The following is a 26,571-nucleotide window of genomic DNA, read 5'->3' on the forward strand; positions in this document are numbered from 1 at the left end:
TGGACTACGAATTCCCATCGCGAACGGATTTTCGAAGCCCGAAGGTGGCGGCAATCTACGCAGCCTCTGCGGGATTACTGGTCGCCTGGACATAACTGTTCCCCTCACATCGTGCAAAGCAGAATTGTAGGAGGGGTTTACCAGTAAACAAAGAAAATAATCGCGTAAAAAACTTGAAATAGATCAACAAATTCAATACGTTAATAGCGGGACCTTTGTTTTCCGGCCCTCCCGAAACCAAAGGAGGAAGCCAATGAACGGTCCCGAAACCCTCTCCATCCTGCGGCACGAGCTGGCACAGCAACTGCTTCACCATGAGCCGCCCGTGTCTGATCCCCTCGATATTTCACCCTGGTTGGCCATGGCCCTGCTTCAGAAAGCTATCCGGCGCGGGCACGGGCAGTTCGCATTGCAGGCCGCCGCCACACTTATTCGACAGTCCCACGATGGGTTCTGGCGGCGTTGTGCAGTCATCGCCTTCGAAGACATCGGCGTGGCCGATCTCAATACCGTGAGCCTTGCGGTCGCTGCCCTTGCTGGCAAGACCTTCCGGTCGAAGGTTGGCGGAGAATGGGCGGTCGGAAGTTTCGTCGTGGAGTGCTTAGTGAAGGCGCGGAAATGCCGGAGCGCCGACGATCTGCTCATGCTCGCCGAACGGCACCCAGCGTATGAGCATCTTCGGCTCGGCCTCACGTACGGCACGATCCCGGAACTGCTCGCCTTCGTGAGGAGCAATGCTCCGCTGCCAAAGCGTGCACTGGCCCTATGGTACGCGCTCGGCACAGATCGTTGCCCGTCGCCGCAACTGCGGTCTCGCAAGGGCTTGCCCCAGACCGTCTTCGATGATTTTTGCGAAACGGGCCATCCCCACACGCTGGTTGAGGTCGCGCGGGAAGGATTTCGAAGAACCGGCCAAGTCCTGTGTCCGCTTGTCGTTCTGCTCGCATCACTGAAGCCGGTACAGCCAACCTTGATCGGGGACGATGACTTTCCTGCCGAAACCTTATGCGGCTCCGTCCCGAGTTGGGCGCTTGACCGCTATTCGAGGGAAGGACGACGTGCATTGCAAGGTTTGCTTCGTCGCGACTGCCAGACCACACGCTGGGTCCGTCGTCGCGTTCCGCCGTCGCAGCAGGTCAACTTCCTCGGTGAAATTCTGTTCGCCGTCGAAGGCGGGTGCCTGCGGAACCACTATCGCTGGCCCCTAGCGGACGACCTGCGCCGATCCTGGGAAATTGAGTGTCAGGGACCATTCTGCCTCGACGCGACCGAAATCATCTCACTGGTTCGCGCCGACATCCCGCTTCTGAACGAGGAGCGCCAACATGTCTAACAACGGTCTAACTCGTGATAATCCCCTCTTATCACGACCCAAGATTGATCTCACGGAAGGCCAACAGTTGGATGCGGAGAAACGTCCAGATTGTTGTGTAATTAACTTCACAAGCGAGCTGTCGGAAAAGCTGGCCGGATACGTCGAGCAGGGATTGGCAGAAAACACAAAGCGGGCCTACGCAACCGACTTGGCACATTTCCAAGCGTGGGGCGGCGGCATCCCGGCCAGCGATGCCTCAGTGGCAAATTATTTGGCGGAACATGCAGAAGTCCTGTCGGTCGCCACGCTCTGTCGCCGCCTGGCAACGATCTCAAAGGCGCACACTACGAAGGGGTTACCTAGTCCAACATCGTCCGAAATAGTTAAGGCGACGATTAAGGGCATCAAACGCAGTCGAGGAACGGCTCAAGCAGAAGCCAGGCCACTCCTTCGAGACGAGTTGTTCGCGGTGTTGGAGCATACCGGCGACGACGTAAAGAGTGTTCGAGATCGGGCCTTGCTCTTGATCGGCTTTGCTGGCGGGTTTCGGCGATCCGAATTGGTCGGTCTTGATGTCGAGGACATCGAGCATGCCCGACAGGGCATCGTCGTCTTGTTGCGCCGATCCAAGACGGATCAGGAAGGCAACGGGCGTAAGATCGCCATCCCATTCGGACGAACGCGCTGGTGCCCGGTCACCGCTCTCAATCAATGGCTTTCTGCCGCCGTTACCAATGTTGGGCCAATTTTTCTGGGTATCAATCGCCACGGCCGCATCAGTCGACGGCGACTTTCCCCTGAGGCTGTTTCGCTTGTTGTAAAAGAGCGGGTAGTCCACGCAAACCTCGATCCGTCCAACTACTCTGGCCATTCTCTTCGAGCTGGATTTGTCACCAGCGCGGCCATGGCGGGTGCGAAAACCTATAAGATCAGGCTACAGACCGGGCATGCAAGCGATGCGATGCTTGCTCGTTACATTCGAGACGGTGACCTGTTTAACGACAATGCCGCTTCGCAAGTGCTGTGACAGTTCAGATTTCGGTTTGTGACGGTTCCATTAGGTTGGCCGCGCGGTCGGAAACCGTGAGAATCATCGTTCGCTCGTGTACAGTCAATGACAGACTGATTCCTGTCGGACTTCCGCATGACCTTCAAATCGAACAACCAAAACCCGCTCGGACAACTTGTCGAATTGAAAACCAAGCTGGTACCTGACGACGATCAGGGGTCGGCAAATACCTTGTTGGTAGAATTACGTGCAAATCCGGAAGAGATAGAAGACAAGATTGGAACCATCTCGGTTTCGATCAAAGAGGCGACTTTGGTGCTCACCCTGCATGGGCTGGATATCGTTTCCAAATCCCGCCTCGGACAGCCGACGACAGGCGCTCCGGTGCATCGGGAGCTTCAGCGTGAAACAACGATCACTACCGCCCATTCTACGGCGGACGAGGGCAAGGCGGGGCTGAGTGTCGGCATCTCCACCGAGGGCCCGAAGGCCGAGCTGAAGGTTGGCATCGGATCGTCGGAAAATATGTCCGCCTCCCTGATCCGGCGTGAAACTGAAATCATCAGGGAGGAATTTCACCCAGTACGAGCCATCAGTGGCGACAGGTGGAAAGTCACCATGAAGGATGGTGGCGCCCTGGATGCTACATTCCTTGACGGCGATCCGCTGTGCAGGACGACGTCCGTCAAGGGCGCGAATCTTCTGGGTGTGGAGTCAGAAGTGATTGTGAAGCAGAAACACCTCGATGTGAAACTGGATCGCGATCCCTCATGGCTATCACTCCGATTCCCTCGCACGACGAATCAACAAAAGATCATGAAGGTTCTCATCGCCAAGTCCCTCCACGAGAAATCTGGCACGGGCGATTTTGACGGCGAATTGACTTTCTCGAGATCCTCGGTGTTCGATGAGGAATAGCGACACGTTCCTTACGCAAATCCTGCCCGCGTCAACTTCCGAGGCGCTGGCTCGGATAGCCAAGGCCACCGACGCGAGTTTCAGCGAACAAGTTCAGCTTGCGGGAATTGATCGGCTTAAGGACCTAAAACAGGCCGATCTCAGAAACGTGGATATAAGCTATTCCGATTTGCGCGGCTTCAACCTGACGGGAGCGGACCTCCGAGGGGTTACCGGAATATACTTCCAGAAGGACAACTCAACGATCCTGGACGGGGCCGATCTTGAAGGATCGGTTTTTGCAGCCAAGGCAAGATTGGCCGCCTTGTTCGAGACCGATGAGCGCGCACGGAACGTCCTTAAAAGCGTTAATCGTGCGAGCGTCTCAGGTCAACTTGAATGGGCTGTTAAAAACCTTCAGGCGACCGGCAAATACCACGACATAGCGATCCCCGTGACGGAGGCGCTGCTGTATCGCTCCAGCAATGATTTTTTGCGGGCGGAATTCATGCGGTATCTCGCACCCCGCATTGAGTCGCGGGAGGCATTGAAAGAGATGTTGCTAACGGCCATCTCCGACCACCCCGAAAGTTCGACTATCGTCGGCGGTGCTGTCCAGCTCTTTCGGCGGCATGGCATGTCCCAGGATAGCGGTATTCGACAGACAGCAATTGCGCTTTTAGACAGCTCTGCCGCTGCCATAAAAGCGGCTGCGCTTAGGTTTCTCATGCGAACTCAGCCGACTCTCCACGAATACGAGACGATCAAGGCCAAAGCCATATCTGGAGACGAACAGCTTGGGCCATTGTTCGTCGCAGAAGTAGCCTCTGATATTGGGGAGACCTGCGATTTGGCCACTCGGGATCCGATCACCAATGGCACATTTGCACCAAATGCTATCATCTCTGCCCAAACCCGCTTGTTGATCGCACGCCGTTGGCTCCGAACTGAAGCAGGTCCTGATAAAAACAACCTAGACATACCTATGATCAGGAAGCGGCTGGCAAACCACGAGTTTAGCAACCGGCAGATCGAGCAGCGCGCCGAAAAACTGGATGAGATTTGGAAAGAGCTTTCTGGTTTGGGAATTGAGTTCGTTTGGGCACCCGCATCCGCGGTTTAGCGCTCTACGCGCCCCCCATTCGGGATTAGAAAACGCGGTAGGTTGGGCTACGTCGCAGAGCTATCGCAAGTAGCGCAACTCTGGTCGGAGCGGCGCAGAGAGGGGCAATGGGTATCTACGTTGCGAAGATCAATCCACAAAATTGCCCGAACAGGGTGGCGCAACCGCTTTCCTTGAGCCGGTGGAGACCAAGCTGGTTCCTGGTCCCTAAACCGCGTTTGCCTGTCAGCCAAACTGCCAAAGCCAAGGAATTCGAAAAAGGCGATCTTATCTACGTTTGGGTGCACGAGAACAGTGGTGGGGCAGGTGTGACCGGCCGTGGTCGCATCGCGGAATTTGCAGCTTTGGAAGGCGGGTTCAAAGTTCGGTTGGCCTCGCTCGAACTCGCAATACCGCCCACAGGTTGGAGTGCTCTGAGTTATCACATGGAGGACCTGCCGGCGCTCCAATCATTATTCCGGTACACCTTAAGCCAGACGCTTTGGCTCGATGAGGAAGACGCACGGCCATTTGAAGACCTCCTGCCTTTCAATGGCGATGGCCCCGGAAGGAACCCTGCGTGGACACGGGACGAGCTTATCTTAGCGCTCGATCTCTATTTGAAGAGCCGGCCTTCGCCCCCTGGAAAGGACAGTGCTGAGATCGCCCAACTATCCGAACTGCTCCGGCGTATCGGCCTCACACTCGGGGCATCAGACAGTACGACTTATCGCAACGCGAATGGCGTTTACATGAAGCTCATGAATTTTCGCAGCCTTGATCCGGACTACACTAACGGGGGTCGCGTCGGATTGAAGGCGGCTGGCAAAGGAGACGTTGAGGTCTGGAATGAATTCTCGGGTGACGCAGGCCGGCTTTCTGGGACCGCCGCTGCAATTCGAGCTGCAATCCAGGACGATGAACTTTCCATCACTATCGCCGGCGAGCCCGAGATTGTGGAGGCCATAGAGGGACGAGTTCTAACACGCCTTCATCGATCACGAGAAAGGCGACCAGAATTAGTGGCTGCTAAGAAGAAGTCGGTGATAAGAGAAACAGGTGGCCTTCGTTGCGAGGCTTGCGACACTGACCTTCTAAATACCTACGCCGGCTTTGGGAGCGCTGCGGCTGAAGTTCATCACCTTCGTCCACTACACACCCTTACCCATGCAGCAAAAACGACGCTGAAGGATTTGGCCCTGCTCTGCGCCAATTGCCACAAAGTTGTTCATTCCTCGCGCGAATGGCTGTCAGTCGATCAGGTTAGGGCACTCGTCCGCCCAGGGACTTCAAGCGAGGTCAGCTGAACAATCGATGCGTAATATCTATCTACCAAGCCAAGGTGCAGAAGATTGGCGGCGATTGCTTGCCGACCCCATTAAACACTGGCGTGAAGGCTACTCGGCCATGTGCCTCGCCCATTGCTGGGAGAGTGCAAGCGGACTTCCACACGAAATCGCTCGGCTGTTGACGTGTATAGGTCCATTGCCAGAGCTTCTGGTCGCGCTTCCCGAGCATAAGGTTCCCCTGCCTGGTTCACGGCGAGGCGACAGCCAGAATGATCTGTTCGCTTTGGTAAGAGCCGGAGATCAAACGGTTGCCGTCACTATCGAGGGAAAAGTAGATGAGCCATTCGATCAACCACTGGGGACGTGGTTGGCGAACGCCTCGGACGGGAAGCGGAAGCGGCTTGCTTTCATCTGCGACTTGTTGGGCCTGACGCCGCCTTTGCCCACCAACATCCGCTATCAATTGCTTCACCGTACGGCCTCCGCCGTCATCGAAGCGCGGCGGTTCAAGACTGACGCAGCTGCGATGATTGTCCACTCGTTCTCGCCGACGCGAAAATGGTTCGAAGACTATGCGGCCTTCGTCGCCTTGTTCGGCGCGATTGCGGCACCCGATCAGCTTGTGTGCAGCCATTTCGAAGGCCCGCCACGGCTGTATGTGGGCTGGGCCTCAGGCGAGATCCACCATCTGCCCCAAAACGGTCTGATACCCGCCGTCTAGTCCGCCAGCGCCGTTACGCTGCCCTTCGTCGGTCCTCATTATACCTTTCAACGGCACCGCCCTCAGTGCATCCTTGGCGCAAGCTTGACTTCGGTTTTCTAAGGGCGCTTCAATTCTTGTCGGGGATGATAAGGAGCTGCTCGAAAGTGCGACCAGCTCCCGTTCGATTGGGAGGGGTGGTGACCGATCTAATTGAAGACTTGGCACCTGTTATCACGGGTAAGCTGAAGGAAGTCCTTCGCGCTGATGAAGGGGTTCTCGTATCCTTGCCGGGAGCCTTTAAAGAGGGGCTAATCTGTACGATGTCGCGCTGCCTTATCATCAAGGCAGGCTTCATGACCGGGAATACATTCGGCTCCAACGTGTTTCAGCTGCCATATGCGGCCATTACGAGCGCCGAAGTAAAATTCGGGCTGATGAGCGGTTATTTTGAGATTTCCGCAGGGGGCATGCAGAATACAGCGAAAAGCTATTGGGACAACAGTAAGGGAAGTGGCAACGCAAAGGCTGCGCCGAACAGTATATCTCTTGTTGACAGAAAAATGGCGGCTAAGTTTCGGAGTGCATCCGATTTCATTCTGAGCCGCGCGGCGCAGGCCAGATCGTCGCCGTCAATGGCAGCGGGATCGGTTGCCGACGAAATCCAGAAACTCGTCGCCCTGGTCGATAAGGGCTATCTCACAAGGGAGGAGTTCGATCAACAAAAGCGCACATTGCTGGCTCGAAGTGTATTCGACGCGGAATGAAGAGACGGTGGAGCGCCGCTCCCTATCCGCTTTCGAGAAGGCGAACAGCTGGCGCGCGAAGTCGGATGGGTTAAAAAGGCCCGAAGGAGGGGGCATCCATGAGACCACTAACGTTAGACGTCATCGCACTATCATTCGCCTTGGTAACTCCAGCTTCGGCACAATCGGAGGCGTCTATAGTGGGCGGTATGCGATCTATTGGGGCGAGCTGGAGCCGGATAGTGGAAAATGGAGAAACGTTTGTCACTCAGTGTGTAGAAGGTGGATTCGCTGAAATGCGGCTTGCCCCCGGAACAGCCATCAGGATTGACCTGCAGAAGACTAACTCGGTGCTCAGTCCATATCTTGGGATTGTAAGCATAGTTGGGGAATTTCAGGAAAATACGAGAGACCTTCAAGAGCAGGCGGCAGGACAGGCCCGTTGCTATCCATCGGTTAGCGAAGCTCAGTCAATTTCTCGCTTCTGGGGCAATGGTATGACATATTCCTTCGCGCTAAATTATCAGGTCAACGGGCTGAACCTCCAGCTGACTAACGCTGATTTCCGCTTCATGAACAATGGCGGCAAGGACCTTTTTAGGCGAGTGATCGAAGCGACGGATGCCGACTGGAACGCGGTGCTTAGCGCTCCGCTTCAATAGTCGTTGAAGCCGTGGGACGCGGCCCTGAAATCGGCAAGCATTCTCCTTGCGGGGATTTGCACTGCATGCTGTTACCGCCATATGGGGGGGACAAATAGAATGTCGGTACTTGTAGGGGTCCTAATCATTCTTCTTGGACTGGGCGAGATGGTCATGGGCATCGACGTGATGGCCCAAGCTCAATCATCAATTCACGAGATCCTTGCTGTTGCAGCCTTCGGCTTCGGCTCGGTAACACTTGCTCTAGGGGTGATAAGTTTGCAGCTTCGCAGGCAATGGTAGGCATGATTTTGGTCCCCTTCCGCGAAAACTAAGCGCTTCGTAAGGCCAGACCCGACCGACGTCATGACCTGCTTGACAGCCAGGAGATTGAGATGAGTGGAATACCGCTAGGAGAGTGGAGTGGTGGCAATGCAACTCGCGAACTTCACGAAACAATCAAGCAGTTCACGGAAAGCTCTGACAAACAGGCGAGGGCTATGATTAGGCTCACGTGGGCCATTCTGCTTCTAACAGCGCTCATGTTCGGAGGTCTCATCGTTCAGATTGGTCTCGCTGTGTCGCATTCGCAAGCAGCGGGCTGACGGCCCGGTATGGCACATTGGTGCGAGGTCAAACCCCACGCCAAAGGCCGGCAAAGGCACGCCACCCGCCGATTTTGACCAGCATCCAATCCATCAGCTCACCTTGACCAAGGCCGCCCAGAACGAAATCCCCTCGGTGTATTCGATATCTGGGGCGATTGGCATTATTGAGCTGGAGGGATACCGACGCGCCGAGGTTTCTACCGTCTCCTGCCCAACTGGCACTAGTCACGGCGAGCAGATCAGGGAATGTGACCCCGGATGTCCGGCACCATACCCCAGGCCTTGAAAGCCTGATCGCCGAGATTGAATTCCGGGTCGAAATCGCAAGTGACGAAGTCTGTCAACAGTTCCAGAACCGGACGGGGTTCTGGACGTGTTTGAGCTTAGGATTGGTCACCCGCTTCCCGCGCTCGCCAACATAGAGCATCCAGATATCGTTGGGCGCTTCCTCTCCAACAAAGCCGATACGGTGGCTCTCTGAGCCATCGGCGTATGGAATATCGGGGAAGTTCTCGGGGGTCGCATGCATCCAATCGTGCGGACGAAACGCGCCAACGACGACACCCCGAACAACTGCAAGAACGTAGTCCGCCTTCCGCGCCCGATTTTCCGATGTCCGCCAGCAGTAGCGGACTTGATTGTAGATGGCGTTTCTGTCGGACCGGTCATCAAGCTTGTTGATGTTGATCAGCATGAGCACATGATGAGGGTCGACAGGAAACTCGGGGAGCCCGTATTTGTCGATGAGTTCGATGTGGTTCATCGGGCCGCGATCACTGCTCGCGTGACCGCCCTGGATGTTGGTCAGACCTGGATAGGCGTCAATAATCGCTGCCTCGACTTCGAACACCGCATCGTTAGGAATTTCATGCCTGTGGATGATGTGAATCACCGAGAGGCCGGCATTCTTGATCGCTCGAATGCGATCTAATTTTGCGCCAAGCGTCTCGTCGATATCGTCCGCCACATTGGGATCGCCCGCTGCATGCTCAAAGACGCGATTGTTCCGACCTTTCCCGACATAGAAGGTTTCGCCATTGCGGGGATCGATAAGCCTGTAAACGTAGTTGCCGATCTTCTCGCAGACTTCTTCTGGAAAACGCTGATGCTGTGCCATGATCCCTCCACCAGCTTGCTGTGTGCCAAGACCTCAGCCGTCACGCAAGGGGGAAAGGCCATTGAGGGGATCTTCTGCTGCCAGCCATCACCAGCGGCGGTTGCGAATTGGTCTTTCCCCCGACCGGTGAGCCACTGCCTTTCCTCAATAAGGGAGCGTGCAGCGCCTTGGGCCGCATCGGCTCCCAATCCTTCCGAGAAAGTGGGAATGCCGCTGTATGGCCGCCAAAATGGCCACAAAGGTCTTGGCTGAATTTCGGGCTCATTTCGAAATGGGCGGAGGACAAAGCCGCTCTATCGCCTGAAAAATTGGTGGGGAATTTTGATGGCGACCTTCTTATCGAAACCTGATTTTCACTCTGGATCATGATACATTTCGGTGCTACAAAAACAGCGCGCTGGGAAGAATTAAGACATTGATTTTGCTTTTGTTTTGGGGAGGCTTGTTATTTTCCGATTGGCTCCACCAAACAGTCTGTTGCTCACGCTTGGCGTCGCGCTATTCGCGCTTGCTGCTTGCCAATCGACTCCAGACACACAGCCTGTTGCCGACCCGCAACCCGCTCCGGCCGCTGCTCCCGCTCCGGCCTCGCTGAATTCGGCCGTGCTGGATCAGACAGTCGCGGTCGTTCCGCCTGGTAAGGGCGTTCCGGCCAGATACGCCGCATTCTCCGGCATATGGGCCGGGCAGCTCAACGGCATGTATGACGGCAAGCTGGCGGTGCTGACCGTATCCTCGGGCGGGCAGGTGACGGCCAGCTACGCATGGGGCGACTTGGCCGACAACAAGCCGGGCGTCGCCGACGGCTCCGGCAGGATTTCCGGCAACACGTTGAAGCTCGGGCGGCTGCCGAACGGCGCCGACATCACGGCCACGATGCCGTCGCCAGGAACACTCAACGTTACCTACGCGCTTGCCGGCCAGACCTATACCGGCTCGTTCGCCCGGGTCGGCCAGTGAGCCAAGTCAGCCGCTAAAGCGCGTCGCGCTGAAACGGATTTAGACGACGCGCTTTAGGTCTTTTTTTGATGCATGTCGTTGTCCCAGAACCGCTGCGCACTTCTGGGCGACATGCATTAGGATCAAAGCGGGTCCCGCGTGATCCGCACGCACATCGGCGTTCCGATTTCGATGGCGTGGCCGGTGTCGGTCAGCCGGCCGCTCGTCTCGTCGCGAGCGAAGATCGAGATGCGGTCGGCGTTCTGGTTGGCCGAAAACAGATGCCTGCCCGATGGCGTCAGCGCGAGGTTGCGCGGTGTCGCGCCGCCGCAAGGCGCGAAGTCGACCAGCTCCAATTTCCCAGACAACTGGTCGACGGCGAAGATGGCGACGCTGTCATGGCCTCTGTTGGAGCCGTAGAGAAAGCGGCCGTCGGGCGAGATCTGGATGTCGGCGCAGTGATTATGCGCGCGCGCCTCTCCGGGAACCGCCGGCTTGGTGTCGATGAGTTCAAGCCTGCCTGAAGACGGCTCAAGCGCCAGCGACACCACCGTCGAGTCCAGCTCGTTCATGACGAAGACGAAGCGGCCGTTAGGATGCAGCGCGATGTGACGCGGCCCGGCGCCGGGCGCCAGCGCCGAGGAAGCGAGCTTCATCAGCGTGCCGTCCGGCTCTATCCGGTAGGAGACCAGCTGGTCGATGCCGAGATCGGCGACGATGGCAACGCCGCCCTCAACGGTTTCGGTGACGCTGTGGGCGTGCGATCGCTCCTGCCGGTCGGCGTTGGGGCCGGTGCCGGAATGCGCCACGCTCGCCAGCGGCGCGGTCAGGCCGCCGTCGGCCGCGAAGCCGAACACGACGACCGCCTTGTCGGGGCCGCCGCTTCCCATGCCGTAATTCGCGGCCAGCAGCTTGCCGCCGTCGCGGGTGATCGTGTTGTGCGCGGTGATGCTGCCAAGCGACGGCTGCTTGTTGATATAGGCGAGTGAATTGGTCGCGCGCTCGAAGCGATAGGCCGTGACCGTTCCCTCGCGCCAGGCGAAGACTTCCGAATTGGCATAGATGCGCGCCCCGTCCGGCGTCACCGACAGGAAGGTCGGGTTGTCGACCTCGTCGGTCTCGGCAAGCTTTTGCGCGGCAAGCGTCGCCTCGTCGAAGGCGTAGACACCGAGGCCGACGCCGCGCGCCCCCTGGAAATAAGGAGCCTCGCGGTTGAGGCTGCCGACAAAGACAAGACACGCGCTTTGCATCGATCTTCCTCCCATCGCCGACGCTGCTGCGCTCGTGCCGGCTTTCCAAAAATTTCGCCGATCGTCGCTTGCAAGGCAATCCCATATGTGAAAATATTATTCACAAAAGAAAATTGACGGGAGGAAAAGCGACATGCGTCTCGCCATCCGGCATCGTGCCCGGAACCGCCTTGCAGACCGCGCCGGAAGGTTCCGGAGAGGATCATGAGCGCATTTGCGCCGACCATCGGCGTCGCCTCGACGCATCCTGCCGACATGCCTGAGGCGCATGCCGAAATCCCCGTCTGGAATTCGGAAAACTGGTTCTACGAGGACTGGCAGGCCGGCCACAAAATCCGTTCGCTCCGCCGCACCCTCGCCGAGGGCGAAAGCCATATGTTCAATGCGCTGGTGCTGGACATCCATCCTTACGTGCAGGACCAGATGTTCGCCGAGAAGGAAGGCATTTTCGGCCGGCGGCTGGTGGCGGGCGCCTTCGTCTTTTCGGCCGGGCTCGGCCTGGTCGCCACCAATTGCATCAACGCCTTTTCCTACGGCTATGACAAGCTCAGATTCATCAAGCCGGTCTTCATCGGCGACACCATCTATTCGATCCGAACCAACCTCGACAAAAAGCCGCGCTACCAGGACATGGGCCTGATCCGCGCCAGCTATGAAGTCTTCAAGGGTGAAGGAGAGCTGGTGCTCTACTGCGAGCATCTGCAGACGGTGAAATACAAGAACCCGGCCGATTTCGTCGGCAAGACAGAGAAGTGAACCGTGGCCGCTGAAAACGAACTTCCGCTGACCGGCCTCGTCGTCGTCGACATGAGCCAGTTCCTGTCGGGACCCTATTGCTCGCTGCGCCTGCTCGACCTCGGCGCGCGCGTCATCAAGATCGAGCGGCCCGATAGCGGCGACCTGTCGCGCCGGCTCTATCTCAGCGACACCGAGATCGGTGGCGATTCCACCATTTTCCACGCCATCAACCGTGGCAAGGAGAGCCTGGCCGTCGACCTCAAGAACGAGGCCGATCTTGCGATGTTGCGCGCGCTGATCGCCAGGGCCGACGTGCTCATCCAGAATTTCCGGCCGGGTGTTATCGAGCGGCTCGGCCTCGACTATGAGCATGTGAGAACGATCAACCCCCGGCTCGTCTACGCCTCGATCAGCGGCTATGGCGAGGACGGTCCCTGGGTCAAGCGCCCGGGGCAGGACCTGCTCGCTCAGGCTCGTTCCGGCGTGATGTGGCTGAACGGCGACGAGGAGCAGGGACCGGTGCCGTTCGGCCTGGCGATCGCCGACATGCTGGCGGGCGCTGCCTGCGCGCAAGGCATCCTCGCCAAGCTGGTGCGGCGCGGCATCACCGGTGAGGGTGGCCATGTCGAGACCAGCCTCCTCGAGGCGCTGATCGATTTCCAGTTCGAGGTGCTGACCACGCATCTCAACGACGGCCGCCGTCTGCCGAAGCGCTCGTCCTTCCGCAGCGCCCACGCCTATCTGTCGGCGCCCTACGGCGTCTATCCGGCCAAGGACGGCTATCTGGCGATTGCCATGACGCCGATCCCGAAGATTGCCGACCTGCTCGAACTGCCCGAGCTCGACCCGTTCCGCGACAAACCTGCGACCTGGTTCACCGCCCGCGACGAGATCAAGGCGATCATCGCCAGGCGCATCGCGGAAAAAACCATCGACGAATGGCTGGCCGTGCTGGAGCCCGCCGATGTCTGGTGCGCCAAGGTGCTGACCTGGCCGGAACTGATGGAAAGCGACGGCTTCAAGACGCTCGACATGCTGCAGACCGTGACGCGCGAGGACAACGTCTCGATCCTAACCACCCGCACGCCGCTGCGCGTCGATGGGGCGCGCGCCAAGGTGGATCGCGCCGCCCCACGCATCGGCGAGCACAGCGACAGGATTCGCGCGGAGTTCGGCCTGTGATCCGGCTGAAAGGCATGACCTGGAGCCATCCGCGCGGTTACGATCCGATGGTGGCGTGCTCGGCGCTGTGGAAGGAAAAGACCAGCGTTTCGATCGAATGGGAAAAGCGCACGCTGCAGGATTTCGAATCCTTCCCGGTGGAAGAACTCGCCCGCGCCTATGATCTGATCGTCATCGACCATCCGCATGTCGGCCAGATCACCGCCGAAAAGTGTCTGGCGCCGCTCGATGTGCCGGGACGCGAGGCGGAACGCAAGGCACTCGCCGCCGGAAGCGTCGGCCAATCCTACCCGAGTTACATCTGGCAGGGTCGGCAATGGGCGTTTCCGATCGATGCCGCGACCCAGGTTCAGGCCTGGCGGCCGGATCTGATCGAAGCCGCGCCGGCGATCTGGACCGAAGTGCTGGCGCTTGCCGAGCAGGGCCGCGTTCTCTTGCCGCTCCGGCCGCCGCATTCGCTGATGTGCTTCTACACATTGGCCGCCGATCTTGGCCGGCCGTGCATCGTCGACGGTTCGGTCGACCTTATCGATGGCGAGACCGGCGAAACCGCCTTCGAGATGCTGCGCGAGATCGCGGCGCTCGTCGATCCCGCATGCCTGACCATGGACCCGATCGCGGTGTTTGAAAGGATGGCGGAAGCCAATTCCCGCATCGCCTGCGCGCCACTGATCTACGGTTATGTTCCCTATGCGGTGGCGGGTTTCCGACCGCACAGTCTTGCCTTCGCCGACATGCCGGTCGCCGGCGGCAACGGCCCGATCGGCTCGGCGCTTGGCGGAACCGGTATTGCCGTCTCGGCCTTTTCCGCCGCGCGCGAGGCGGCGATCGACTTCGCCTACTGGATCGCCAGCGGCGACGTGCAGCGCGGGCCTTACGCAGCCGCCGGCGGCCAGCCTGGCCATGCCGCGGCCTGGGAGGACGATGCCGTCAACGCCGCGACCGGCGACTTCTATCGCGACACGCGTGCGACGCTCGAAGGCGCCTGGGTCCGCCCGCGCCATGACGGCTACATGGCGTTCCAACAGCAGGGTTCAGACCGCCTCAATGAAGGCCTTGCCGGCGGGCAGGACGCCGGCCAAGTCGTCGCCGACATCAATCGCCTGTTCAGGGAAAGTTTCGCGCCGGCCGCCGCCGGCTAGTTTCTGGTGCACCAAGGGAGGAAAAAATGACCAGCCTGATACGCGGCCTGCTCGCTGCAACCGCCATAGTCTCGATCCCGTTCGCCGCCCATGCCGCCGACGTGAAGTCGGTGATCGACGGCCTGCCTGCCGATCTCAAGGCGCAATATGACGGCGCGCCGCAGAAAGTGCTGCCCTCGGCCTGGGATAATTTCACGCCGCCGGCCAAGCCGTGGAAATGGTGCCACTCGGAAAGCTACCAGGGCAATCCGTGGCGCGTGTCGGTCACCAAGGAGCTGAAGCGGCTGGTCGAGGGCCTGATCGCCGACGGCACGGTATCGAGCTTCGAAGTTTCGGATTCGAACAACGACCCGAGCCAGCAGATCAACCAGATCCGCGCCTTCATCGACAAGAAATGTTCGATCATCACCTCGATCCCGGGCTCGGCGACGGCGCTCGACGATGCCGTGGATGCCGCCGCCAAGGCTGGCATCCCCTTCATCACCGCGGCTGGCTCCATCACCAGCCCCAACGCCATCAATGTCGATTCCAACTATGCCCGCTGGGGCTATGACATGATGACGGCGATCGGCAAGGCAAAGCCCGACGCCAGCGTGCTGGTGGTGGAGGGCATCGCCGGTCATCCGATCGTGGTCCAGGAAAAGCAGGGCGCCGACAAGGCGCTTGGCGAGAACAAGGGCCTCAAGGTCGCGCGCACCGTCAACGGCAACTGGACGGCCAACGTCACCAAGACGGTGGTGCTGCAGGCCATCGCCACCAATCCGGCGCCGATCGACGCGGTGTGGACGACCGGCTCCGAAAGCCGCGTCGTGGCCGAAGCCTTCGCCGAAGCCGGCCGGCCGGCGCCGCTGATCACCGGCTCGATCACCGGCGACGCGCTCGGCTACTGGAAGGCCAATCCCGACAAATACCGCTTCGAGGGCCATGCCGTGCTGCCGGGCTGGACGGCGCAGACGCTGTTTCGCGTCGGCGAGCGCATGCTCGACGGGCAGAAGCCGAAGCTCAACACGCTGCTGATCCCGATCCCGCCGGTGCATGCCGCCGAACTCGACAAATGGTACAAGGACTGCATGACGCCGGATGCCGTTTCGGTCTTCCCGGTGCCGCCGACCGACCCGATGCCCGAGGACGTGCTCGACGCCTATTTCACCAATCCCGCGCCGACCAAGGGCTGGGATTATTCCAAGGTGCCGGACGCCTGCGCCAAGTGATGTTTTGCGAAGCCGGCTCTCGCTAGAGCAATTCCAGGAAAAGTGTGAAACGGTTTTCCGTCCGGAATTGCGTCAAAACGAAAAGATAGAGCGGTTTGCCGTTTCCATGAAACGGTGAAACGCTCTAAGGGCCGGCTTCTCTGTTTTTGGAAAGAGACATGCTCGAAGTCCAAGGCGTTTCCAAGCGCTATGGCGAAACCGTCGCGCTGGCCGAGGCGTCGATCGCCTTCCGTCCAGGTACGATCCATACGATCCTCGGCGAGAATGGCTCGGGCAAGAGCACGCTGGTGAAACTGTTGTCCGGCATCGTGCAGCCGGATAGGGGTGCGATCCTGCTAGACGGCAAGGCGTTTTCCGGCACACAGCCCGCCGTCTTCCAGGCCGCCGGCTTTGCTACCGTCTTCCAGGAGGTGCTGGTCGCGCCCGATCGTTCGGTGACCGACAACATCCTACTCGGCCTTGACGGCCTTTGGCGACGAGGCGTGCCGCGTGGCGACCGCCGCGCCCGGGCGCAAGCCGCGCTCGGCCGCTTCGCGGTGACGCCGATCGATCTCGACCGGCCATGCGGCGAGCTGCCGCTTGCCGCGCGACAGCTTGTCGTGCTTGCCCGCGCCGTCATCCGCAACCCGCATGTCCTGATCCTCGACGAGGTGACGGCGGCGCTCGACTTCGCCGACCGCGAGTCGGTCTTCGCGCTGATGCGCGCCGTGGCTGGGGCGGGCTCGCTGATCCTGTTCGTCACGCACCGCATGGACGAGGTGATGGCTTTGTCCGACCGCATATCGATCCTGCGCGCCGGCCGCGTGGTGAAGACTGAGGAGCGCGGTGTTTCGACGCCGGCCGAGCTTCTGGCGGCGATGGCGCCGCAGACGGCCGCGGAGCTGGCGCATGGCTGATGCAAAGGCCCTCCGTGTGCGGGAGCTCGTCATCGCTCCCGGTGTCGATCCGATCAGTCTGACGATCGCGGCGGGCGAGATTGTCGGTCTTGCCGGCCTCGACGGCCATGGCCAGGAACGCTTCCTGCGCGCGCTGGCCGGGCTCGAGCGGCCAGTCGCCGGCGAGATCGCAGTCGACGGCAAGGCGGGGTCGATCACCAGCTTCCGCAAAGCCGTCGCCGGCGGCATCGTCTATCTGCCGCGCGACCGCCGTTCGACCGGCATTTTCCCGACCCAGTCGGTGCTCGACAACTTCGCCATCTCCACCGTGTCGAACGACCGCCGCTTCGGCTTCTTGAACTTCGCGGCACGCCGTCGTCGCTATGAGACCTACAGGCAGAAACTCAGCATCGTCGCGCCGCGTCCGGATGCGGCCATAACGACGCTGTCCGGCGGCAACCAGCAGAAGGTGCTGCTCGCCCGCGCCTTGGCCCTGGAGCCGAACTTCCTTCTGCTCAACGATCCGACGCGTGGCGTCGATGTGGCGACCCGCCACGTTCTTTACGACGTCTTCCGCGGCCTCGCCGCCGAGGGCATGGCCCTGGTGATCCTGTCCAGCGAGATCGAGGAGATATTGCTTCTCTGCCACCGCGTGCTGGTGTTCCGCGAGCAGCGCGTGTCGGCCGAGTTCGCGGGCGCGGAGATGACCACCGACACCGTGATCGCCGCCATGTTCGGGCGCGCCGCATGAGCCGGGTCCTTCGCAAGCTCCGTGGCGTCGGCTTTGCCGTGGTGATGCTCGTCGTCCTGCTCGTGCTCAACGTCACGCTCAACCCGGCGCGCTTTCAGCCTTCGTCCTGGGGCACGCTGCTGGGGCTGGCCGCACCGCTGATCGGCGCGGCCGTCGCCTCCGCCCCGGTCATCCTGGCGGGACGCGGCGGCATCGATATCTCCGTCGGTCCGCTCATGGGCTTCGTCAATGCTTTGGTCATCCAGGTGCTGTTCCTCAATCTCGGCATCTCGTCACCGTGGATCATTGTTCCCGCGGCTCTGCTGGTTGGCGCGGCGGTCGGCGCCGCAAACGGTGTGCTCGCCACGATCCTGCGCATTCAACCGATCGTGGCGACGCTCGGCACCTATCTCATCCTCACCGGCGTCACGCTCACCATCCTGCCGGCGCCGATCGGCCCCGCGCCGGACTGGCTGAAGGCGATGGCCGGGCCGCTCTCGATCCTACCGCTGGCGCTGATCGGCCTGTGCTGGCTCCTGGTGCGCCGCACGCCCTATTACGACCTGCTGATGGCCGTCGGCAGCGACGACCGCGCCGCCTATACCGCCGGCGTGCCGGTGACCAAGGTGCGGCTCATCGCCTATGTCCTGACCGGGATCTTCGCCGCCGCGGCTGGGCTGATGCTCACCGCGCTGATCGGCTCGGCCGACCCCAATATCGGCCCGACCTACACACTGATTGCGATTGCCGCGGTGGCGCTCGGCGGCGTCAGCCTCGCCGGCGGGCGCGGCGGGCTTGGCGGTGCCGCGATCGGCGCCATCGACATCTTCCTGCTGCAGAGCCTGCTCACAACCTTCAACGTTTCAACCTATGTGCTGCAGATCGCCTATGGCCTGATCCTCGTTATCGCCGTGGTGTTGACGGCGGTGCAGGAACGGCTGTCGAGGCGGAAAGGCTGACCGGGATGATAAGCAACTGGTTCCAGTCCACCAATGCCCGCATCGCCGGTGCCTTCCTGATGGCGCTGCTGCTGCAGATCGTCGGCACGCTGCTCATCCCCGGCTATTCGGCGCCCTTCGCCATCCGCGCGCTGCTGGTCATCGCCTCGCTGCTGGCGGTGGCTTCGATCGGCCAGACGCTGGTCGTCATCCTCGGCGGCATCGATCTGTCCATCCCCTTCGTCATCGGCTTCGCCAATGTCGTGGCGGCGCAGCTTTACGGCCAGGGCTGGAACTTCGCCCTGGTCTGCGTTGTCGTCGGTGTCCTTGCCGTCGCCATCGGCGCGCTGAACGGGCTGATCTCGCGCGGGCTCAACATCCATCCGCTGATCGTCACGCTCGGCATCGGCATGATCGTCCAGGGCGCCGTGCTGTTGTGGACCGGCGGTTTTCCATCCGGCTCGGCGCCGCAGGCCGTGTCCAGCTTCGTCTCGATCGGCGGCTCGGTCGGTCCCTTGCCCGTGCCCTTGCTGGTGCCTTGCCTCGTGGTACTGACGGCGCTGATCGTGCTGGTGCTTGCCCGCACGCCCTACGGGCGCCGGCTCTACGCGGTCGGCAGCAACCCGGAGGCAGCGCCCCTGGCGCTGATCGATCCGTTGCGCATGTGGGTCGTCACCTATGCGGCCAGCGCCTTCTTCGCGGCTGTCGCCGGCGTGTTGCTGCTCGGCTTCACCGGCTCGGCCTATGGCGATGTCGGCCAGCCCTATCTCTTCCAAACGATCGCCGCCGTCGTGGTCGGCGGCGCGGCGCTTGTCGGCGGCCGCGGCAGCTATCTCGGCACCATCGCCGGCGTCCTGGTGCTGACCGAAATCAACACGCTGCTGATCGGTCTCGGCTTCCGGCCGTCGACGGTGCAGGCCGCGCTCGGCCTGGTCATCCTGCTTCTGGTCTCGCTCTACGGCCGCGAGCGCCACGTTCGCACGACGGTTTAGATCGAGCGGCAAGCTGTTTGATTCCTGGTCGCCCTCGTAAAATGTCGCACTTGGGCGACTTAGCGTACGACACCTTGGGGTTACAGAGGCTGGTCCAGCCGTCAGTTGATCGCAGAGAAGCATCGTTCTGGAATTGTCCAGCCCGATGCGCTATATGACTATCTACATGGTCAGGAGTGTGACATGAATGCGATCAATCTCGCCGATGCCAAGGCCCACCTCAGCGAACTGGTCGACCGGGTCGAGGCGGGCGATTCGATCGACATCACTCGTCGCGGCAAGCCGGTCGCACGACTCACTGCCGTAGTCGGGCCGCGCAAACCGATCGATATCGCGCTGCTTCGCTCGCTGACGGCAGCGATGTCGGCCCAGTCGCAGGGCGCCGCCGATCTCGTCCGGTCGATGCGGGATGGCGATCGCTACTGATGCTCTATCTCGACACGTCGCTTATCGTGGCGGCTCTCTCGAACGAAACGATGACGCCGCGTGTGCAGGCTTGGCTGACGGAACAGGAGCCGGCGCAGCTTCTCATTAGCGACTGGACCGTCACCGAGATGTCGTCCGCCATGGCGATCAAGCTACGCACAGGGCAAATCAGCCTGGAACAGCGCGCCGCCGCGCTTGCCGTGTTTAATAGGCTTGTCGCGGAGAGCTTTACCGTCCTGGGCGTGACGGGCGGGCAGTTCCGGGCGGCAGCGAGGTTTGCCGATCGGCACGATCTTGGACTTCGAGCAGGGGACGCGCTGCATCTCGCCATCGCATCGGAGCATGGCGCCACGATATATACGCTTGATCAGCGGCTCGCCGACGCCGGGCCAGAACTCGGTGTGCCGGCGCAAATGCTCGCTGACAGCGATTAGTTTGCAGGCGAGCTCTTTTTTTGCCTATCCAAGCCGCCACAACTGGCGCGCATTGCCCGAAAGCAGGCGGGCTCGCTCCGCCTCGCTCGTGCCGGCAAGCAGTGCATGGGTGGCGGCAACCCAGGTCGTCAGCCCGCCGCCCAGCGTGCAGACCGGCCAGTCGCTGCCCCAGATCACCCGATCCCAGCCGAAGCAATGGATCGTGTGCTCGACATAGGGCCGGAGCGTCTCGACCGTCCACGTCGCCGGGTCGGCATAGGCGACGACGCCGGAGATCTTGGCCGTGACGTTCGGCCGCTTGGCGATTGCTTCCATATGCTCGCGCCACGGATGCTCGGCATTGCCCTTGATGTCGGGCACGCCGCAATGGTCGAGGACGAACTGGACGTCGGGCGCGAGGTCGGCAAGCGCTAATGCCTTCGGGATCTGATGCGGCAGCACCACAAGGTCGAAGGTCAGGCCGGTGCCGGCCAGCCGCTTGATGTTCCGGCGAAACAGCGGCCCTTCCGAGAGATCGTCGAGCACGACGTGCAACACGCGGCGGAAACCCTTGACGAAGGGCTCGGCCTTGACCGTTTCCAGATAGGCCTCGAAACCGGCCTCCTCGGGCCGGCAGGAGGCAATCGCGCCCTTGAGTAGGCTATCCGCCTGGCCGGCGATCGACTTCACATAAGCTGTCTCGGCGGCGATGTCGGCAGGATTGACATCGACCTCCATATGCAGGACGCCTTCGATGCCTGAGCGCCGCGCGTCGGCGGCATATTCCTCATAGGAAAAATCGCGGTTGAGCGCCGGCGCGCCGGCCAGCCACGGATAGCGGAGCGCGCTCTGGTCGATGAGATGCAGATGCGTGTCGATGATCATGGCGATATATCCTCCGTGGCCCGGAGAATGATCCCGAAAAGTTGCAGACTTTTCGGATAAGATCATGCTCCAAAAAAACAAGGCGTTAGAGCGGGATGACCGGCTGCTTTTGAGTTCATCCCACTCTAAGACACTATCCCGCCGAAAAATCCATTATTCAAATAAGAAATTACTGCGACTGCGGCACATCGGATCCGGCGAGCTGCGAGAGCCTGGCGGCGGCGCCCTGCAGATGCCGAATCGTCAGCGTGATATCCGGCGCCGTCGGCGCGTTGACCAGGGTGATGTAGGGGATGGTCAGTGCCGCGATGGCTCTGCCGTCGGGGCCCAGTACCGGCGTCGAAAGATTATAGACGCCGGCGGTCTGCAGCGAGGCCATCATTTCGTAGCCGCGGTCGCGCACCTGATCGAGGCGGGCGAAGAACTCCGGCGTCAGGTTGAACTGTTCGGTGCTCTGCAGATGCTCGGCGATCATCATCTTGCGCTCTTCGGGTGAGCGGAAGGCGAGCAGCACATGGCCGGAACCGGTGTCGAACAGGCTGATATGCGAGCCGACGCGGATCGAAATGCCCCAATAGCGGGGCGCTTCCTGCTGCGCGATGACCACGGCCGCGCCGCGGTCGAACACCACCAATTGGTTGGCCTGCCATGAGGTTTCGGCCAGTTCCCGCATGATCGGCGTCGCGTAGGACACCAGCCTGCGCACAGGGGCGTGCAGCTGCGCCAGCCCGAACAGCTTGAGCGTCAGCGAATACCGGTCGCCGTCGATCTTGGTGACATAGCCGCGCCGCACCAGCCGGTCGAGCATCCGGTAGAACTCGTTCGGGCTGCGGTCGAGCCGCTTGGCGATCTCCGCCTGCGTCAGCCCGCCATCCACGCTCGACAAGAGCTCGAGGATGTCCAGGCCCTTGTCGAGCGCCGGCGCGCGGTAGCGGTCCCCATCTTCTTCCTCTGCCACCTGCCCCTCCAGTGAATTTCGATCTGCATATATGCATGAACTTCATTCCGCTGGAAGCATAATCATCTTGACCCGGGAATGAAAATGCTATTTGCATATGAATGAAGCTTAAGCGATCGGTCACGCACTCGGCGGGCCGTCGCTGCGAGCCCATGGGAGGAGAACATGACGAGACTGGTTCTAGGCATTTCCGCCGGCCTGGTTGGCCTGCTGCTGAGCGGCACGGCGTTTTCGGCCGATCTGCCCGGTAAATTTCCGGGCGTGACGATCGACGTGAAGCTGATCGGCGGCCAGCAATATGAAAAGCTCTACGAGCGCATCCCCGAATGGGAGAAGGCGACCGGCGCCAAGGTCAACATCCTGACCAAGAAGAACGGCTTCGACATCGACAAGGAATTGAAGTCCGACATCGCCTCGGGCAGCACCAACTGGTGCGTCGGCTGGAACCATTCGTCCTTCGCGCCGCAGTATACGGGCCTTTACACCGACCTCAGCAAGCTCTTGCCGAAGGAAGAGATCGACGCTTTCGTGCCGTCGACGATCAAGGCCGCGACCATCGACGGCAAGCTGGAAATGCTGCCGCGCGCGCAGTTCGACGTCTCGGCGCTCTACTACCAGAAGAGCCTCTACGAGAACGCCGACAACAAGACCAAGTTCAAGGCCAAATACGGCTATGACCTTGCGCCGCCGGACACCTGGAAGGAAGTCACCGACCAGGCCGAGTTCTTCGCCAACCCGCCCAATTTCTACGGCACGCAGTTCGCCGGCAAGGAAGAGGCGATCAACGGCCGCTTCTACGAGATGGTGGTCGCCGAGGGCGGCGAATATCTCGACAAGGACGGCAAGCCCGTCTTCAACTCCGAGGCCGGCATCCGCGCGCTCGACTGGTTCGTCAACCTTTACAAGGCCAAGGCCGTGCCGGCCGGCACGACCAACTATCTCTGGGACGATCTCGGCCAGGGCTTTGCCTCGGGCACCGTGGCGATCAACCTCGACTGGCCGGGCTGGGCCGGTTTCTTCAACGATCCGAAGTCCTCGAAGGTCGCCGGCAATGTCGGCGTGAAAGTCGCGCCCAAGGGGTCGTCCGGCAAGCGCACCGGCTGGTCCGGGTTCCACGGCTTCTCGGTGACCGAGAACTGCGCCAACAAGGAAGCCGCCGCCTCCCTGGTCTGGTGGCTGACCAACGAGGACAGCCAGAAGCTGGAAGCCGCCGCCGGCCCGCTGCCGACCCGCACCGCGGTTTGGGACTGGGACTTGAAGCAGGCTGAAAACGATCCTTACAAGAAGGAGGTTCTCTCCGCCTTCCAGGAGGAAGCCAAGCACGCCTTCGCCGTGCCGCAGACGCCGGAATGGATCGAGATCTCGAACGCCGTCTACCCCGAGTTGCAGGCGGCGATCCTCGGCGACAAGACGTCCAAGCAGGCCCTGGACGAGGCGGCCGCCAAGGCGACGCAGATCCTCCAGGACGCCGGCAAGCTCTAGGCATCGCGCTCGCAAATCGCCTCCCCGGCAAACCGGGGAGGCTGCAGCCTTTGTGGCTGCTCAAATCTCCCCCAGGCTTCGGCCGGGCTGGCTCAGTCGTTTCTTTCACAGGGTCCCGATGAAGGGCTTCAAGCCATCCGCGCCGTTCCTGTTGCTGCTCCCGGCCATCGTCGTGCTGGCGGCGGTCGTGGTGCTGCCGTTGATCCTATCGCTCTATTCCAGCTTCACGCCGTTCCGCCTGACGCGGCCCGAGACGTTCTTCGTCTTCGTCGGCCTTCGCAACTATCTCTCGATCCTGTCCAATGCGGATTTCTGGTGGGCTTTCGGCCGCACCGTGCTCCTGCTCACCATCGCGCTGAACCTTGAAATGCTGCTCGGCCTCGGCTTGGCGATGCTGGTGGAGAAGGCGACGCGCGGCCAGCGCATCCTGCGCACGCTGATGATGTTCCCCATGATGTTCTCGCCGATCCTGGTCGGCTTCCAGTTCAAATTCATGTTCAACGACAATATCGGGCTGGTGAACAACGCGCTGCAGTCGCTGGGCATCACGCAGGACGCCATCCCGTGGCTGATCGAAGGCCATCTCGCCTTCATCGCCATCTCGATCGCCGAGATCTGGTCGTCGACCTCGATCTTCGCCATCCTGATCCTGGCCGGCCTGCTCGCCATGCCCAAGGAACCGATCGAGGCGGCGCGCGTCGACGGTTGCACGCCCTGGCAGACCTTCCGCTATGTCACCTGGCCGTTCGTCATGCCCTTCGCCTATATCGCCATGACCATCCGCTCGCTCGACGTCGCGCGCGCCTATGACATCGTCAAGATCATGACCGACGGCGGCCCGGCCGGCCGCACCGAGCTGTTGTGGACGCTGGTCGGGCGCACCGCCTACAGCGACGCCCGCATGGGTCTCGCCAACGCCATGGCCTATTTCTCGATCCTGCTGTCGATCGCCTTCACCGTCTATTTCTACAACAAGCTCGCCGCGGCGCGCGCGCAGATCGGCGCGGAGTGGTGACGATGGACGAGAACGCCTCTGCCCGCCTCACGCGCCGCGCGCTGACCGTCGCGCACCGTGTCGGCCTGTTCCTCGCCATGCTGCTCATCTGCCTGCCGGGCATCTGGATCGTGCTGTCGTCGCTCAGGCCCACGGTCGAGATCATGGCCAAGCCGCCGGTCTGGATCCCGCAAGAACTCTCCTTCGATGCCTACGTCGCGATGTTCAGCGGCATCGGCAAGGGCGGCATCCCGGTGCTGGACTATTTCCGCAACTCGCTGATCATCTCGGTCACCTCGACGGTGATCGCGGTGGCCATCGGCATGGCCGGCGGCTACGCCTTCGCGCGCTACCGGTTCCGCGGCAAGTCGGGCATGTTCCTCGGCCTGATGCTGACGCGCACCGTGCCCGGCATCGCGCTCTCGCTTCCCCTGTTCTTCCTCTATGTGCGGCTGGGCATCATCGACACCCATATCGGCATGATCCTGGCTTATGTCGCGCTCAACGTGCCCTTCACGATCTGGCTGATCGACGGCTTCTTCCGCCAGGTGCCGAAAGACCTCGCCGAAGCCGCGCAGATCGACGGCTGCACGCGCTGGCAGGCGTTCTGGCAGGTCGAATTCCCGCTGGCGCGTCCAGGCATCGCCTCGGCCGCGATCTTCGCCTTCCTCACCTGCTGGAACGAGTTCGCTTTGGCTTCGCAGCTTACCCGTTCCGTCAATTCCAAGACGCTGCCCGTCGGGCTCCTCGACTACACGGCCGAGTTCACCATCGACTGGCGCGGCATGTGCGCGCTGGCCGTGGTGATGATCATCCCGGCGCTGACCCTCACTTACATCGTCCAGAAACACCTCGTCGGCGGCCTCACCTCCGGCGCGGTAAAAGGTTGACTTCATGGCAACGGTTTCGCTGAAAAAGCTCACCAAGCGCTACGGCAACATGGAGATCGTGCACGGCATCGATCTCGACATCGCCGACCGCGAATTCATCGCGCTGGTCGGTCCGTCCGGCTGTGGCAAGTCGACGACCTTGCGCATGATCGCCGGCCTCGAGGACATCAGCGGCGGCACGATCGACATCGGCGGCCGCGTGGTCAACGACCTGCCGCCGCGCTCGCGCAACATCTCCATGGTGTTCCAGTCCTATGCGCTCTACCCGCATATGACGGTGCGCGAGAACCTCGGCTTCTCCTTGAAGATCGCGGGTGCGGCCAAGGACGACATGGACCGGCGTGTGGCGGAAGCCTCCGCCATCCTCGGCCTCGACGAACTGCTCGAGCGCCGTCCCTCGCAGCTCTCCGGCGGCCAGCGCCAGCGCGTCGCCATGGGCCGTGCCATCGTGCGCGATCCCGATGTCTTCCTGTTCGACGAGCCGCTCTCCAACCTCGATGCCAAGCTGCGCACGCAGATGCGCACCGAGATCAAGAAGCTGCACGCCAAGGTCAAGTCGACGGTCATCTACGTCACCCACGACCAGGTCGAGGCGATGACGCTTGCCGATCGCATCGTCATAATGCGCTCTGGTTACATCGAGCAGGTCGGCACACCGGACGAGGTGTTCAGCCGACCCGCGACCCACTTCGTCGCCGGCTTCATCGGCTCGCCGCCGATGAACCTGCACGAGGCGGCGGTGAGCGATGGCAAGCTTGTTTTCAGCGGCGGCGCCAGCCTGCCGCTGCCCGGCCAGTTCAAGTCGAAGACGGCGGCCGGCGACAAGGTCGTGTTCGGCATTCGTCCGGACGACTTCTATCCGACCGGTCACGGCCTCAGCTCCGGCGGCGAAACAGAAGTCCACCGCGTCGAGCTGCCGGTCAGCATCACCGAACCGCTCGGCAACGAAACGCTGGTCTTCGCCGAGTTCAACGGCGCCGACTGGGTGTCGCGCATGCTCAATCCGAAACCGTTGAAAGCGGGCGACCGGATCGGCATGAGCTTCGATCTGAGCCGCGCGCATCTGTTCTCCGCTGAAACCGGCAAATCGCTGAGGAACTAA

The 26,571-nt window shown here is 61.1% G+C and carries 28 protein-coding genes; 24 read left to right on the top strand and 4 right to left on the bottom strand.

Annotated elements, in window-relative coordinates; genetic code table 11:
* Positions 1 to 253 precede the first annotated feature (253 nt).
* From FJ417_RS03325 to FJ417_RS03365, 9 genes are all read left to right on the top strand, one after another.
* Positions 254 to 1,333 carry a hypothetical protein gene (locus FJ417_RS03325; RefSeq protein ID WP_140782452.1) on the top strand — a complete coding sequence of 360 codons (1,080 nt, stop codon included), beginning with the start codon at positions 254 to 256 and terminating at the stop codon, positions 1,331 to 1,333.
* Positions 1,326 to 2,342 carry a site-specific integrase gene (locus tag FJ417_RS03330; protein WP_140782453.1) on the top strand — a complete coding sequence of 339 codons (1,017 nt, stop codon included), beginning with the start codon at positions 1,326 to 1,328 and terminating at the stop codon, positions 2,340 to 2,342. The genes FJ417_RS03325 and FJ417_RS03330 overlap by 8 nt, the downstream gene beginning before the upstream one ends.
* 117 nt (positions 2,343 to 2,459) lie before the next feature.
* Positions 2,460 to 3,242 carry a hypothetical protein gene (locus tag FJ417_RS03335; protein ID WP_140782454.1) on the top strand — a complete coding sequence of 261 codons (783 nt, stop codon included), beginning with the start codon at positions 2,460 to 2,462 and terminating at the stop codon, positions 3,240 to 3,242.
* On the top strand, positions 3,232 to 4,344 hold the full coding sequence (locus tag FJ417_RS03340; RefSeq protein ID WP_140782455.1) for a pentapeptide repeat-containing protein: 1,113 nt from the start codon (positions 3,232 to 3,234) through the stop codon (positions 4,342 to 4,344). Before FJ417_RS03335 ends, FJ417_RS03340 begins: the two co-directional genes overlap by 11 nt.
* Positions 4,345 to 4,451: 107 nt before the next feature.
* Positions 4,452 to 5,630: an HNH endonuclease gene (locus tag FJ417_RS03345; RefSeq protein ID WP_140782456.1), complete on the top strand. Its 1,179-nt coding sequence runs from the start codon at positions 4,452 to 4,454 to the stop codon at positions 5,628 to 5,630.
* Positions 5,631 to 5,637: 7 nt separating this feature from the next.
* On the top strand, positions 5,638 to 6,333 hold the full coding sequence (locus FJ417_RS03350) for a hypothetical protein (RefSeq protein WP_140782457.1): 696 nt from the start codon (positions 5,638 to 5,640) through the stop codon (positions 6,331 to 6,333).
* 179 nt (positions 6,334 to 6,512) lie between these two features.
* A complete protein-coding gene (locus FJ417_RS03355; protein WP_140782458.1) occupies positions 6,513 to 7,079 on the top strand; it encodes an SHOCT domain-containing protein in 567 nt (188 codons plus the stop codon).
* A gap of 221 nt (positions 7,080 to 7,300) precedes the next feature.
* Positions 7,301 to 7,720, top strand: coding sequence for a hypothetical protein (locus FJ417_RS03360; RefSeq protein ID WP_140782459.1), 420 nt, complete (start codon positions 7,301 to 7,303; stop codon positions 7,718 to 7,720).
* Between the two features lie 99 nt (positions 7,721 to 7,819).
* On the top strand, positions 7,820 to 8,002 hold the full coding sequence (locus tag FJ417_RS03365; protein WP_140782460.1) for a hypothetical protein: 183 nt from the start codon (positions 7,820 to 7,822) through the stop codon (positions 8,000 to 8,002).
* Positions 8,003 to 8,647: 645 nt separating this feature from the next.
* Here FJ417_RS03365 and FJ417_RS03370 read toward each other — a convergent pair.
* Positions 8,648 to 9,424 (bottom strand): hypothetical protein, encoded by a 777-nt coding sequence (locus FJ417_RS03370; protein WP_140782461.1) that lies wholly within the window; start codon positions 9,422 to 9,424, stop codon positions 8,648 to 8,650.
* Positions 9,425 to 10,027: 603 nt separating this feature from the next.
* On the opposite strand from FJ417_RS03370, the gene FJ417_RS03375 reads away from it, so the two are divergent.
* Positions 10,028 to 10,384, top strand: a complete 357-nt coding sequence (locus FJ417_RS03375; RefSeq protein WP_226892034.1) for a hypothetical protein — start codon at positions 10,028 to 10,030, stop codon at positions 10,382 to 10,384.
* Positions 10,385 to 10,506: 122 nt separating this feature from the next.
* Here FJ417_RS03375 and FJ417_RS03380 read toward each other — a convergent pair whose 3' ends face one another.
* Entirely contained in the window at positions 10,507 to 11,613 is a 1,107-nt protein-coding gene (locus tag FJ417_RS03380) for a lactonase family protein (RefSeq protein WP_140782462.1), read from the bottom strand.
* A 204-nt stretch (positions 11,614 to 11,817) separates the two neighbouring features.
* Here FJ417_RS03380 and FJ417_RS03385 point away from each other — a divergent pair, with 204 nt between their 5' ends.
* The 10 genes from FJ417_RS03385 to FJ417_RS03430 all read left to right on the top strand — a co-directional run bounded on the left by FJ417_RS03385 (position 11,818) and on the right by FJ417_RS03430 (position 20,281).
* Positions 11,818 to 12,369: a MaoC family dehydratase gene (locus FJ417_RS03385; protein ID WP_140782463.1), complete on the top strand. Its 552-nt coding sequence runs from the start codon at positions 11,818 to 11,820 to the stop codon at positions 12,367 to 12,369.
* A gap of 3 nt (positions 12,370 to 12,372) precedes the next feature.
* Complete coding sequence (locus FJ417_RS03390; protein WP_140782464.1) at positions 12,373 to 13,533, top strand: CaiB/BaiF CoA-transferase family protein; 1,161 nt, start codon at positions 12,373 to 12,375, stop codon at positions 13,531 to 13,533.
* A 14-nt stretch (positions 13,534 to 13,547) separates the two neighbouring features.
* Positions 13,548 to 14,675 (top strand): extracellular solute-binding protein, encoded by a 1,128-nt coding sequence (locus FJ417_RS03395; RefSeq protein WP_140782602.1) that lies wholly within the window; start codon positions 13,548 to 13,550, stop codon positions 14,673 to 14,675.
* Positions 14,676 to 14,701: 26 nt separating this feature from the next.
* Positions 14,702 to 15,886 carry a substrate-binding domain-containing protein gene (locus tag FJ417_RS03400; RefSeq protein WP_140650577.1) on the top strand — a complete coding sequence of 395 codons (1,185 nt, stop codon included), beginning with the start codon at positions 14,702 to 14,704 and terminating at the stop codon, positions 15,884 to 15,886.
* Positions 15,887 to 16,044: 158 nt separating this feature from the next.
* Complete coding sequence (locus tag FJ417_RS03405) at positions 16,045 to 16,782, top strand: ATP-binding cassette domain-containing protein (protein ID WP_140782465.1); 738 nt, start codon at positions 16,045 to 16,047, stop codon at positions 16,780 to 16,782.
* The gene (locus tag FJ417_RS03410; RefSeq protein ID WP_140782466.1) at positions 16,775 to 17,512 is read left to right on the top strand and encodes an ATP-binding cassette domain-containing protein; all 738 of its coding nucleotides are present in this window, start codon (positions 16,775 to 16,777) and stop codon (positions 17,510 to 17,512) included. Before FJ417_RS03405 ends, FJ417_RS03410 begins: the two co-directional genes overlap by 8 nt.
* On the top strand, positions 17,509 to 18,450 hold the full coding sequence (locus tag FJ417_RS03415; RefSeq protein WP_140782467.1) for an ABC transporter permease: 942 nt from the start codon (positions 17,509 to 17,511) through the stop codon (positions 18,448 to 18,450). The genes FJ417_RS03410 and FJ417_RS03415 overlap by 4 nt, the downstream gene beginning before the upstream one ends.
* Positions 18,451 to 18,455: 5 nt before the next feature.
* Positions 18,456 to 19,421 carry an ABC transporter permease gene (locus FJ417_RS03420; RefSeq protein ID WP_140644760.1) on the top strand — a complete coding sequence of 322 codons (966 nt, stop codon included), beginning with the start codon at positions 18,456 to 18,458 and terminating at the stop codon, positions 19,419 to 19,421.
* A gap of 183 nt (positions 19,422 to 19,604) precedes the next feature.
* Entirely contained in the window at positions 19,605 to 19,847 is a 243-nt protein-coding gene (locus tag FJ417_RS03425) for a type II toxin-antitoxin system Phd/YefM family antitoxin (RefSeq protein ID WP_140650566.1), read from the top strand.
* Entirely contained in the window at positions 19,847 to 20,281 is a 435-nt protein-coding gene (locus FJ417_RS03430) for a type II toxin-antitoxin system VapC family toxin (RefSeq protein WP_140650564.1), read from the top strand. Before FJ417_RS03425 ends, FJ417_RS03430 begins: the two co-directional genes overlap by 1 nt.
* Positions 20,282 to 20,305: 24 nt before the next feature.
* Here the strand turns inward: FJ417_RS03430 and FJ417_RS03435 are convergent, their stop codons facing one another.
* The gene (locus FJ417_RS03435) at positions 20,306 to 21,145 is read right to left on the bottom strand and encodes an amidohydrolase (RefSeq protein WP_140782468.1); all 840 of its coding nucleotides are present in this window, start codon (positions 21,143 to 21,145) and stop codon (positions 20,306 to 20,308) included.
* A 169-nt stretch (positions 21,146 to 21,314) separates the two neighbouring features.
* Positions 21,315 to 22,103 carry an IclR family transcriptional regulator gene (locus FJ417_RS03440; protein ID WP_140782469.1) on the bottom strand — a complete coding sequence of 263 codons (789 nt, stop codon included), beginning with the start codon at positions 22,101 to 22,103 and terminating at the stop codon, positions 21,315 to 21,317.
* A 165-nt stretch (positions 22,104 to 22,268) separates the two neighbouring features.
* On the opposite strand from FJ417_RS03440, the gene FJ417_RS03445 reads away from it, so the two are divergent.
* The 4 genes from FJ417_RS03445 (at position 22,269) to ugpC (ending at position 26,571) form a co-directional block, all read left to right on the top strand.
* Entirely contained in the window at positions 22,269 to 23,585 is a 1,317-nt protein-coding gene (locus FJ417_RS03445; protein ID WP_140782470.1) for a sugar ABC transporter substrate-binding protein, read from the top strand.
* A gap of 118 nt (positions 23,586 to 23,703) precedes the next feature.
* Entirely contained in the window at positions 23,704 to 24,600 is an 897-nt protein-coding gene (locus tag FJ417_RS03450) for a sugar ABC transporter permease (protein WP_140782471.1), read from the top strand.
* Between the two features lie 2 nt (positions 24,601 to 24,602).
* Positions 24,603 to 25,469, top strand: a complete 867-nt coding sequence (locus FJ417_RS03455) for a carbohydrate ABC transporter permease (RefSeq protein ID WP_140644767.1) — start codon at positions 24,603 to 24,605, stop codon at positions 25,467 to 25,469.
* A 4-nt stretch (positions 25,470 to 25,473) separates the two neighbouring features.
* Entirely contained in the window at positions 25,474 to 26,571 is a 1,098-nt protein-coding gene (gene ugpC, locus FJ417_RS03460) for a sn-glycerol-3-phosphate ABC transporter ATP-binding protein UgpC (RefSeq protein WP_140782472.1), read from the top strand.

Origin of the sequence: Mesorhizobium sp. B3-1-7, from assembly GCF_006439385.1 — a bacterium.
Classification (GTDB): Bacteria; Pseudomonadota; Alphaproteobacteria; order Rhizobiales; family Rhizobiaceae; genus Mesorhizobium.

Coding starts and splice junctions, on each gene's coding strand:
- FJ417_RS03325 (WP_140782452.1), top strand. CDS start 254: ATGAACGGTCCCGAAACCCTCTCCATCCTGCGGCACGAGCTGGCACAG.
- FJ417_RS03330 (WP_140782453.1), top strand. CDS start 1,326: ATGTCTAACAACGGTCTAACTCGTGATAATCCCCTCTTATCACGACCC.
- FJ417_RS03335 (WP_140782454.1), top strand. CDS start 2,460: ATGACCTTCAAATCGAACAACCAAAACCCGCTCGGACAACTTGTCGAA.
- FJ417_RS03340 (WP_140782455.1), top strand. CDS start 3,232: ATGAGGAATAGCGACACGTTCCTTACGCAAATCCTGCCCGCGTCAACT.
- FJ417_RS03345 (WP_140782456.1), top strand. CDS start 4,452: ATGGGTATCTACGTTGCGAAGATCAATCCACAAAATTGCCCGAACAGG.
- FJ417_RS03350 (WP_140782457.1), top strand. CDS start 5,638: ATGCGTAATATCTATCTACCAAGCCAAGGTGCAGAAGATTGGCGGCGA.
- FJ417_RS03365 (WP_140782460.1), top strand. CDS start 7,820: ATGTCGGTACTTGTAGGGGTCCTAATCATTCTTCTTGGACTGGGCGAG.
- FJ417_RS03370 (WP_140782461.1), bottom strand. CDS start 9,424: ATGGCACAGCATCAGCGTTTTCCAGAAGAAGTCTGCGAGAAGATCGGC.
- FJ417_RS03380 (WP_140782462.1), bottom strand. CDS start 11,613: ATGCAAAGCGCGTGTCTTGTCTTTGTCGGCAGCCTCAACCGCGAGGCT.
- FJ417_RS03385 (WP_140782463.1), top strand. CDS start 11,818: ATGAGCGCATTTGCGCCGACCATCGGCGTCGCCTCGACGCATCCTGCC.
- FJ417_RS03395 (WP_140782602.1), top strand. CDS start 13,548: ATGACCTGGAGCCATCCGCGCGGTTACGATCCGATGGTGGCGTGCTCG.
- FJ417_RS03400 (WP_140650577.1), top strand. CDS start 14,702: ATGACCAGCCTGATACGCGGCCTGCTCGCTGCAACCGCCATAGTCTCG.
- FJ417_RS03405 (WP_140782465.1), top strand. CDS start 16,045: ATGCTCGAAGTCCAAGGCGTTTCCAAGCGCTATGGCGAAACCGTCGCG.
- FJ417_RS03410 (WP_140782466.1), top strand. CDS start 16,775: ATGGCTGATGCAAAGGCCCTCCGTGTGCGGGAGCTCGTCATCGCTCCC.
- FJ417_RS03415 (WP_140782467.1), top strand. CDS start 17,509: ATGAGCCGGGTCCTTCGCAAGCTCCGTGGCGTCGGCTTTGCCGTGGTG.
- FJ417_RS03420 (WP_140644760.1), top strand. CDS start 18,456: ATGATAAGCAACTGGTTCCAGTCCACCAATGCCCGCATCGCCGGTGCC.
- FJ417_RS03425 (WP_140650566.1), top strand. CDS start 19,605: ATGAATGCGATCAATCTCGCCGATGCCAAGGCCCACCTCAGCGAACTG.
- FJ417_RS03430 (WP_140650564.1), top strand. CDS start 19,847: ATGCTCTATCTCGACACGTCGCTTATCGTGGCGGCTCTCTCGAACGAA.
- FJ417_RS03435 (WP_140782468.1), bottom strand. CDS start 21,145: ATGATCATCGACACGCATCTGCATCTCATCGACCAGAGCGCGCTCCGC.
- FJ417_RS03445 (WP_140782470.1), top strand. CDS start 22,269: ATGACGAGACTGGTTCTAGGCATTTCCGCCGGCCTGGTTGGCCTGCTG.
- FJ417_RS03450 (WP_140782471.1), top strand. CDS start 23,704: ATGAAGGGCTTCAAGCCATCCGCGCCGTTCCTGTTGCTGCTCCCGGCC.
- FJ417_RS03455 (WP_140644767.1), top strand. CDS start 24,603: ATGGACGAGAACGCCTCTGCCCGCCTCACGCGCCGCGCGCTGACCGTC.
- ugpC (WP_140782472.1), top strand. CDS start 25,474: ATGGCAACGGTTTCGCTGAAAAAGCTCACCAAGCGCTACGGCAACATG.